Source organism: Nocardioides sp. Soil796, from assembly GCF_001429525.1.
In the GTDB taxonomy this organism is placed as follows: Bacteria; Actinomycetota; Actinomycetes; order Propionibacteriales; family Nocardioidaceae; genus Nocardioides.
The window spans coordinates 99853-108847 of the sequence record NZ_LMSQ01000004.1 but is presented as its reverse complement, the minus strand read 5'-3'; the positions used below and the strand labels follow the sequence as shown (position 1 = coordinate 108847).

Below are 8995 nucleotides of genomic sequence, written 5' to 3'. Positions count from 1 at the left end.
CTGGCACGGGGGAGGACTGCCCAGAGACCGCGGGGGGTGGGGGGTGGGTCAAACACAGGTGGGGGGATTTCCCTTCCCTCCCGGTCTGGTGCGGAGTTGATTTCGAACTCATAACTCGTGGAATCCCGCTCGGTCAGGGACAGGCAGTCGGTGTGCAGGGTGCCGAGGCGGCCGTTGAACCTGGCCAGGGAAGCCCGGACGGTCTTGCGGTCGCCCAGGCCGGTGTCAAGGAGCAGATCCCGCTCCGGGCAGGGGATCCGCAGCCTCCCCTCACGCAGCACCCGGTCAAGCAGCTGGTGGCCGACCAGCAACAGGGCGGCCCGCTGGCGGGCCGGGACGGTCCACTTCAACTGGTCCAACTCCTGACGGGCGGCCGCGACGGCGTCGAGGACCTCACCCGGCGGCGCTTCGACCTGCCTAGGCTTCTCGGAGTTGGTGTTGAACTCGCCGGCGGAGCGGACAAGGTCGTTCCACACGTAGCCGAGCCACCACGAGTAGCCCTGGTGCTTGGCCTTGGTCATCGCCCTCGGGTGCGACTCACGGATGATCCGCCAGGCCATCTCCGGGTCGCCGATCGCCCACACCATCTCGCGGGTGCAGGCCGCCTCGACGAGGGACCGGTCGACCTCGACCGCAGTGCGGGTCTTCGTCGCGCCGGCGGCCCACGACCCGGCCGGGATCTCGCCGGTCAGCAGGTAGGTGCGCCATTCGGTGCGCAGTTGACGCTTCCACCGCTGCAATGCCAACGGCACCACCAGGCCCGAGCCGGGCGCCGCAGGGGACTGGTGGCCTGCGTTGGCGGGCTTCACCCTGGCGCGGGGCCGCAATGGCGACGGCGCGGGCGGGTCCGGGAGCAGCCGCTTCAGGCCGCGCAGCGCCTCACGGAGCTCGCCCTTCGGCCTGGTGACCGCACCGAACCGGTGCGGTGAGGAAAGGGGGCGCACGGCGTCGCGCAGGTCGAGCTCGCTGCGCGGGACCTTCACGTCCTCGGCCAGGGCTGCGAGGAACTCGCCGACCCCGGCCGCGAACCCGGTCCGGGCAGCGGCGGGGGCGTAGTGGAAGTCGGGGTGTGCGAAGAAGATGTGCCAGCGGCCCTTCGCGCCGCCGGAGGGCCGCTCCAACACCCAGCAGCCGCGGCGGGACAGCCAGTCGGAGACCTCGGCCGTGAGGAAGTCACCGAGCGGGCCGGGTACGTCGACGTCGACCACGCCCACGCCGTCGCGCAGGTGACCAACCAGGGCGGCGATACGGCCCTTGCCGATCAGCTCGAGCCCGTCGACCAGCGACGGCACCACGGTCCGGGGGACAGCCGTGTTGCCTGAGTCGATCACCAGCCACTGCGACGCGTCAGGGTTGAACATGTGCTCATCCAGCGCCAGCAGAGCCGGCGAGACACGCCGACCTGCATCAGGGTGTGCGGCATCGCCACGCGAGGCCGCTACAGTGAGCGACACAGTTACTGCTTCTCCTTTCGGAGGATCCCGGTCACCAGCGCCAACTGGTTCCCGGTCATCACCAAGACGGTCAGGTCCCGCGCCAACGGGGCCTTTCGTCATTTCTGGGCCTATGGGCCGTCCCGAACGCTGCCGGCGTCCACCACCGCCTTCCGTGCTTGCAGGGGCAGGAAGCTCGTAGGCCGGGTGCCTCGTACCGGGGCCGCGACCAGGACTCGCATCTCGTCACCACCAGGAGCGGTGACGTGTCGCTGTGTTCGCGCGTCGACACGCCAGCGCGGGAATGAAGTCCGCGCTACGTGGACCTGCTCTACAGTGGGCAGCACAACACCTCCTCGTGAGGATCAGACTTTGCGAATCCGGGCGGCAACCCGGTGAAGCTTCCGACTAGGCCCCGTTCCAGCGGGGTCTTCGTCGTTTTCAGGGCACTGCCCTGACCCGGTCAACCCGTCATCGGCAACTGCTCTCTGGCCTCGCCGGCCATCTGCCAGGCCCGGAGGGCCTTCTTCTTGACACGGGGCTCGAATGGGACGCCGAACCGGTCGCAGAGGATCTTGGCGACGTAGTCGCCCAGGGAGTTGCCGCGACGCTCGGCTTCGGGGATCACCCGGTCGGCTGCCTCGCGGGGGATCATGGCGCGATACTTGACGCGCCCGTCGGCCGTGGGCGCCGGTTCGGGATGGTCGGTGACCTCCCCAAGGGGCACCTCTGCGGGCACGTTGAAGTGGTCGCAGACCACCCAGCCGATGTAGTCGCCGATGTAGCAGCCGAGCTTGGAGGCTTCTGCCTTCACGATCTGCGCCGCTTCGGTAGGCATGCTCGTGAAGATCGTGTGCCGATCGCCCTTCGCTTTGCGTCCCATGCAGAGAATCCAACCGCGATTCGCCGGGTTCGCCCGGCAACCTCGGATCAACGGCGTGTTGGAAATTTCGCGAAATTTCGGGGACGCGGGCGCCGTCGCCAACCGGGTGGCGCGAGTAGTCCGAGAACACCTCACGTCAACAACAGCAACACGAGTCACACCGGATCGGACACTTGCCCCGAGAATCTCTGCCACCGCGCGACTCCTACCGCTCCTGAGTGGTGTCGGGGGAGTGGCGGCCGGTGACGTAGTCGATCCAGATCTTGCCGACTTCCTCAGCGCGGGCGGGGTCGGTCTCCCAGAGCACAACCCGCCCCTTTGCACGGCGGTCGCCGCGCGGGTGGTCGGCGGTGACCAGTCCCAGGTCCTCGAGCGCAGATAGATGACGACGCACCTGACTGGGGTCGACGCCGATCGCCTGGGCCAGTTCCGGCGCGCTCATGGCCCGGAGCGAGAGATGCCGCAGAATCTCGGTGCGCGCACTGTTGCCAATCGCGTCGATGATCGCCAGCACCCCCTCGGGCATCGTGGGCGGCTTCGACAGACGTGGCACGCGCTGCATTGTGCCGGACCCCGAAACGCGCCGGACTCTTCGTTATGACGTGTATTTAGTACCCGTCATGTGTCATGCTCAGGGTAATGCAGATCGGGACCCGGTGGTGGGAGCCACAGGTCAGTCCGGAACGTCTTGACGGCGTCTGGACAATGAAGGCCCCCGGTTCGGGCGGGGGCGGGAAGGACGCGCGGTCTTGGGGATGCGTCAGCAGATACGACAAACGGGGGCACAGAGGCCCCCGGTGAGATTCGGTGCGCCAGACTCCCCGCTCGCTGACCCGCGTGGAGTTGCGACCAGTCCCACGACCAGCCGCCGCTGGTGGCCGAAACCACCGCGCCAGCTGCCGCGTCTGACACTGCGACACCCCATTCCACTGAGGCGCGCGATCGCGCGTTCCGAAGATTGTTCGCCGCCGGTGTCCGATCCGCCCTGCCGCCGGTTGCCTTCGCTGTTAGAGAACCCCACCCAGAGGGAAGGACGTCACCTTGAACCCGACGCGCAGTACGGCGCGGTCGGCAACCCGTCGGCCATGTCGTCAAGACTGGTGCCCCAGGCCCGTGCACCGGGCGACTCGGGCTCAGGAAGGACGCTCATGAAGCGCACGCTCATTGCTGCAACCGCTCTCGCCCTGACGGGGACCCTCGCCGGCTGCGGGGGTAATGACGAGCCGAAGGCCGACCCGACGCAATCACCCACTACGAGTTCGTCGCCAACCCCCACCAGCGACGCGGGCGGCCCGCCAACTGACTGGGAGTCGAACTTCACCCAGGCAGAGCTGGCCGCGGGCAAGAAGGCCCTCGCCCGCTGGCAGGAGTGGCGCCAGCGATCGGCCGAGATCTACCGGAACGGCGTGCTCACCCCGGGAGCCAAGGCGACGCTCCAGGAGTACGACTTCTGGTGGCAGCGCGACATGGTGACTTTGGGGGAGACCTACGAGAAGGGCGGTCTGCGGCGAGAGGCCGACGTCGAAGCTCTGTGGTCCTACGTGAAGTCAGTTCGGCTCAACGATGGTGGCAAGTCGGGCGAAGTAGTGATCGTCGAATGCACCGACTACGAGCCCCTGCGCTACACCCGAAACGGGAAGCCGCAGAAGATCAAGAAGCCGAAGCACCTCGTGACACCGCTGCTGATCACGATGACCAAGCCGGACGAGCAGCACGACTGGATGTACTACGAGACAGATCTGAAGGACAAGAAGCCATGCGCCGCGGAGTGAGTGCTGCGGCCGCAGCCGCGATGTTGGTCTCGTTTGTCGTTGTTCTGGTGATCGGCACCAGCAGCCCTGCAATGGCGGACTGCCCTCCTGACCCGGTCGACGAGACGGGAATTTGCCTCTCCGACACCGTCCCAGAGGACCCGGGGAATACCGATCCCGGCGACCCGGGGGATACGGGCGACGACGGGCCGAGCGGACCTGCATGTCCGGGCGCGCCAAACGGGGTGTGCGTGAACGAGTACGGGTTCGTTTGGATCGGCCCACCGCACAACTGCTACGGGTTCCCGCTGGACCCGCAACCCGAGGCGAACAGCCCCCTATGGGGTGGCCATGACCCGGCCGAAGGCACCATCTGGTCTTGCGATCCGACGGTGTCCGTGCCCGAGAACGTGTGGTTCGTTCCCAACGGCGCGGCGGTGATCAATCCGGGGCAGGTTGCCCAACAGCTCGTGGAGCAGGCACCGTTCGAGCTGGCCAATGCGCACACGGCGCCAGGGGCCGACTACCACACCTACATCAACTACAAGAACTGGTTGTGGATCCCGGAGAGCCAGTGGCACGACGTGTCGGTGAGCCTGACGGTTGCCGGAGCCACGGTGACACTAACCGCGACCCCTTCCCACACCGCGTGGGATATGGGCAACGGCGAAACGGTTTCGTGCGTCGGTCCCGGTCGCGAGTGGGTCAAGGGGATGCCCGAGAACGCCCCGACGAACTGCTCCTTCACATATGCAGCCCTGGTGGACCCCGAGGGTGACACCTGGAACGTGTCAGCGGCCATCAACTACTCGGTCGGATGGACCTGCACGGGCAATTGTGGCGGCCAGAACAGCGGCGACCTCGGCGACGTGACCGCGTTGGCGGGAGAGCCGACTTCTCTCACGGTGCTTCAGCGACAGACGGTGGTGACACAGTGACCAGCCTGCAATCCCAACCGACCCGACGAGCAAACGACCGTCGCTCGACCCCGCTGCCGGGGGGCCTTCCTGGTGCTGCCTCGCTGTCGAAGGCGGTGTCGAAGGCGCCGCGCAAGTACGGGCAGATGCTGATCAGTGTCCTGGTTGTGATCGCGGCCGTGATCGCGGGTGGCTGGCTCTACGTCAACAAGGGTGGCGTGGAAGAGGTGCTGGTGGTTGCCCAGCCGATCCCGGCCGGGCACCCGATCACTGAGGGTGACGTCCGCACCTCCAAGGATCCGCTGTTGGTCGCTCGTAGCGTCTCCGGTATCGACGGGGCGATCCCGGTCGCCGATGTGGATTCGGTGTTTGGGCAGCGCACCACGGTGGCGCTGCTGCCAGGTCAGGTGCTGACCGAGGACTCGCTGACCAGCGACCTGCTGCCGCAGGAGGGCAAGCGCCTGATCGCGGTGAACCTCCCGGCCGGCCGGGTGCCTGACACCTTGGCTCCTGGTTCGGTGGTCGACGCGATCGCGGTGCCGCAGGAGGGCCAGGCGGGTGACCCGAAGGCGCTCGATGACCCGGTGGTGATCTCGGCCGGTGCCACGGTGTATTCCTCGAAGAACTCACAGGACGGCACCGTGGTGGTGACGATCCTGATCTCGGAGACCGACGCGAAGACGGTGGCGGCGTACGGGGCGGTGGGGCAGTTGACGCTGCTGCAGGCCCCGATCACCGAGGGTGACCCGGCTGACTCCGCTCCGCAGGACGATGGGTCGACCGGGGGACAGGGCTGATGTTGATCGCTGTGTGCTGCGACCGAGGCGCCCCGGGGTCGACGACGACGTCGTTGGCGCTGGGCGTCTCGACGGCGGAGCCGACGATCGTGGTCGAGGCTGACCCGTACGGCGGTGATCTGGCGCTGCGGTGTGTCGCGCCCGGTGGCCATGGTGAGGCATTCCCGCCGACTCCGACGGTGCTGACCTTGGCGACCGAGGCTCGTACGTCGGTGACCCCGGGTCTGGCGGCCAGCAAGGCCCACGAGTTCACTGGGTCGACGCGGATCGTGCCAGGACACTTCTCGGCCGAGCAGGCCGCGGGCGTGAAGAACTGGACTCCGTTGGCGGAGGCGCTGCGCGCCTCCGCATCGCGGGTAGTGGCCGACCTGGGGCGGATCCACTCCAGCTCACCGACCATCCCAGTCGCGGCGGCCGCTGATGTGGTCGTGATGGTGACCCGCCCGGAGGTGGGTGCGGTGATGCACCTCAAAGACAGGCTGGAGCGGCTCGCCCCGGTGCTGGCGAACATCCGCAACGCCCCGCCGGTCGTGGTGCCGGTGGTGGTGACGCCGAAGCGGATCGCGGGCTCGGTGCTCGAGCACGTCGGTCGGATGCTGGCGCCGAGCAACGCCGCCGGCGTCATCGCGGGGATCGGCTGGATCGCGCTGGACCCGACCGGGGTCGAGGCGATGCATGCCGGCCAGGTCGGCGGCAAGAAGAACGCGCGTACGCCGCTGTTGAGGTCTGCAGGCGTCCTCAACGACCAGATCAACCAGGCCGTTGGTGTCGGGCCGTACGACGCGCATGAGGGTGCAGCTGTGGACGCGTACGCCCGCCAGGGGGGAGAGACGTGATGAATAGCAGCAACGGAGCCAGCTCGAATGGCCGTGGCGCGCACGTGAACGGGATGCACCTGAAGCAGCTCGTGCCGGTCGACCAGGTGCTGGTCAAGCGTCTCCAGTCGCGCGTGGGTGCTCGGCGTGGGAAGGCGTTGGAGGAGTTCCGCCGCAACGGACAGCCGACCCCCAAGGGCGAGGACGCCAGGCAGCACACCGAAGCCCTGCTGGCCTCGGTGCTGGCCGAGTACGAGTCCGACCTCGTCGAGGACGGCCGTGCCCCGCTGGAGGATGATGCCCGGGACCGGCTGGAGGCTGCGCTCAAGGCGCAACTGTTCGGCGCGGGCAACCTCGATCAGCTGCTGGACGATCCCGAGGCCGAAGACATCGTGATCAACAGCTGGCAGAACGTGTTCGTCACCTACGCCGACGGCACCAAGGCCCAGATGCCGCCGGTTGCTTCGTCGGACAAAGAGCTAGAGGAGATCGTCAAGACGATCTCCGCCCACGACGGCCTGTCCACCCGTCCCTTCGACCTGATCAACTACAACGTCACCCTCAGGCTGCACGACGGCTCACGTCTCCACGCGGTCCAGGGGGTGAGCGCGAACGGTCTGTCGATCTCGATCCGGAAGCACCGCCACAAGAGGGCCACCCTGCTTCCGGTGCCCGGCCTGGCCGAGCGGGAGCGCGCCGCCGGCGTTCCGGAGTCGCTCCGCACTAAGGACCTGCTGAGTGAGGGAACCGTTGACCACGACCTCGCGGCGTTCCTATCTGCGCTTGTGAAGTCGCGTCAGAACATCATGGTCGCTGGAGCCGTGAGCGCGGGGAAGACCACGCTTGTGCGGGCGCTTGCCTCCGAGATCGACCCGATCGAGCGTCTGGTCACGGTGGAGCGCTCCATCGAGCTCGGACTGCATGAGGACCCTGACCGGCATCCTGACGTCGTTCCGCTCGAGGAGCGGCTGGCGAACGTCGAAGGAGAAGGCGCGGTCGGGTTGGCCGATCTGGTGCGCAACTCGCTGCGGATGAACCCCTCGCGGGTGATCGTGGGCGAAGTGCTGGGCGATGAGGTCATCACGATGCTCAACGCCATGGCCCAGGGCAACGACGGATCGCTGAGCACGATCCACGCGAACTCCTCGCGCGACGTCATCGGGAAGATCCAGACCTACGCTCTGCAGGCTCAGGAGCGGCTGCCGTTCGAGGCCACCAACGGCCTGATCGCAAACGCACTGAACTTCATCGTGTTCCTTCGCCGGATCCGAACAGAGGACGGTCGTCAGCGCCGCATCGTCGAGTCGATCCGTGAGGTTGCCGGACGGGATGAGGACGGTGTGAAGACGACCGAGCTGTGGAAGTTCAACAAGGCCACGGGCCGCACCGAGTTCACCCGGAAGGCGATCATCCGCGAGGAGGCCCTTCTCGATGTCGGCTGGGACCCCGACGGCACAACGGACCTGAACAGGTTCGCCGTGCCGAACGGCACTGACGGCGATGAGGGGTGGCAGATCTGATGACTCTGTTCGTGGCCTGCGTGCTGGCGGTCTGCCTCGGCATCATCGGAGTGATCCGCACTGCCCGTGGCAAGAACCTGCTCCCTGCTCGGGTGACCGCGGCCCGGCAAAAGGTGGCCGACCCGCAGCAGGCCGCACGGTCGCTCACGATCGCGCTGATCGTCGGCGTCGTGGTCGGAATCTTGACCCGTTGGCCGGTGGCCGGGCTGATGGCGGTCGCCGTGGTGATCTTGTGGCCGAAACTGGCGCGCTCGGGTGCGATCGAGAAGCACAGCGTGGCCAAGATCGAGGCGATCGCGAACTGGACCGAGTCGCTGCGCGATGCCGCTGCCGCCGAGTCGGGGCTGGAGCAGGCGCTGCCGGCAACCCTGGACGGTGCGCCGGCGCTGCTGCGCCGGCCGTTGCGGAACCTGGTCAACGCCCTGGACCTGCGTACGCCGCTGCCGGTCGCGTTGGCCCACTTCGCCGACGAGGTCGATGACCGGGGCGCCGACAAGGTCGTGATCGCCCTCTCGCTGACCGCAGAGCAGCGTGCTGGGAGCCTCAAGCGAGTGCTCACAACGCTGGCCTCCAACACCCGGGCCGAGCTGGAGATGCGCCGCCGGGTGCTCACTGAGCGCAACGGGGTACGCCGGCAGTCCAACCAGGTCGCTCTGGGCTTGCTCGCGCTGGCCGGGCTGCAGGCTGTCTTCCTTCGCGGCTGGGTCGAGCCCTACAGCACGGTGTACGGGCAGATGGTCCTCGCGGTGCTGGCCGCGGTCTACGTGGGCCTGCTGGTCCGGCTGCAGCGTCTGGCCGAACCTGAGCCCCACCCCCGGTTCCTCTCCGGAGCGGACGCTCTGGCGCAGGCCACGGGACGGGAGGTGGCCTGGTGATTCC

The 8995-nt window shown here is 67.6% G+C and carries 8 protein-coding genes and 1 pseudogene; 6 read left to right on the top strand and 3 right to left on the bottom strand.

Annotated elements, in window-relative coordinates; genetic code table 11:
- The 3 genes and pseudogenes from ASH02_RS02590 to ASH02_RS02580 form a co-directional block, all read right to left on the bottom strand.
- Positions 1–1361: pseudogene (locus ASH02_RS02590) on the bottom strand (hypothetical protein); the annotation flags it as partial.
- Between the two features lie 535 nt (positions 1362–1896).
- On the bottom strand, positions 1897–2271 hold the full coding sequence (locus ASH02_RS02585; protein WP_200959058.1) for a hypothetical protein: 375 nt from the start codon (positions 2269–2271) through the stop codon (positions 1897–1899).
- A gap of 250 nt (positions 2272–2521) precedes the next feature.
- A complete protein-coding gene (locus ASH02_RS02580; RefSeq protein WP_235538968.1) occupies positions 2522–2842 on the bottom strand; it encodes an ArsR/SmtB family transcription factor in 321 nt (106 codons plus the stop codon).
- A 622-nt stretch (positions 2843–3464) separates the two neighbouring features.
- Here ASH02_RS02580 and ASH02_RS02575 point away from each other — a divergent pair.
- The 6 genes from ASH02_RS02575 (at position 3465) to ASH02_RS02550 (ending at position 8991) form a co-directional block, all read left to right on the top strand.
- Positions 3465–4088 carry a hypothetical protein gene (locus tag ASH02_RS02575; protein ID WP_057294261.1) on the top strand — a complete coding sequence of 208 codons (624 nt, stop codon included), beginning with the start codon at positions 3465–3467 and terminating at the stop codon, positions 4086–4088.
- Positions 4073–5005 carry a hypothetical protein gene (locus tag ASH02_RS02570; protein ID WP_057294260.1) on the top strand — a complete coding sequence of 311 codons (933 nt, stop codon included), beginning with the start codon at positions 4073–4075 and terminating at the stop codon, positions 5003–5005. The genes ASH02_RS02575 and ASH02_RS02570 overlap by 16 nt, the downstream gene beginning before the upstream one ends.
- A gap of 125 nt (positions 5006–5130) precedes the next feature.
- Positions 5131–5781, top strand: coding sequence for an SAF domain-containing protein (locus ASH02_RS02565; protein ID WP_235538967.1), 651 nt, complete (start codon positions 5131–5133; stop codon positions 5779–5781).
- The gene (locus ASH02_RS02560; RefSeq protein ID WP_057294258.1) at positions 5781–6617 is read left to right on the top strand and encodes a hypothetical protein; all 837 of its coding nucleotides are present in this window, start codon (positions 5781–5783) and stop codon (positions 6615–6617) included. The genes ASH02_RS02565 and ASH02_RS02560 overlap by 1 nt, the downstream gene beginning before the upstream one ends.
- A complete protein-coding gene (locus ASH02_RS02555; protein WP_057294257.1) occupies positions 6617–8116 on the top strand; it encodes a CpaF family protein in 1500 nt (499 codons plus the stop codon). Before ASH02_RS02560 ends, ASH02_RS02555 begins: the two co-directional genes overlap by 1 nt.
- Positions 8116–8991: a type II secretion system F family protein gene (locus tag ASH02_RS02550; RefSeq protein ID WP_057294256.1), complete on the top strand. Its 876-nt coding sequence runs from the start codon at positions 8116–8118 to the stop codon at positions 8989–8991. The genes ASH02_RS02555 and ASH02_RS02550 overlap by 1 nt, the downstream gene beginning before the upstream one ends.
- Positions 8992–8995 lie beyond the last annotated feature (4 nt).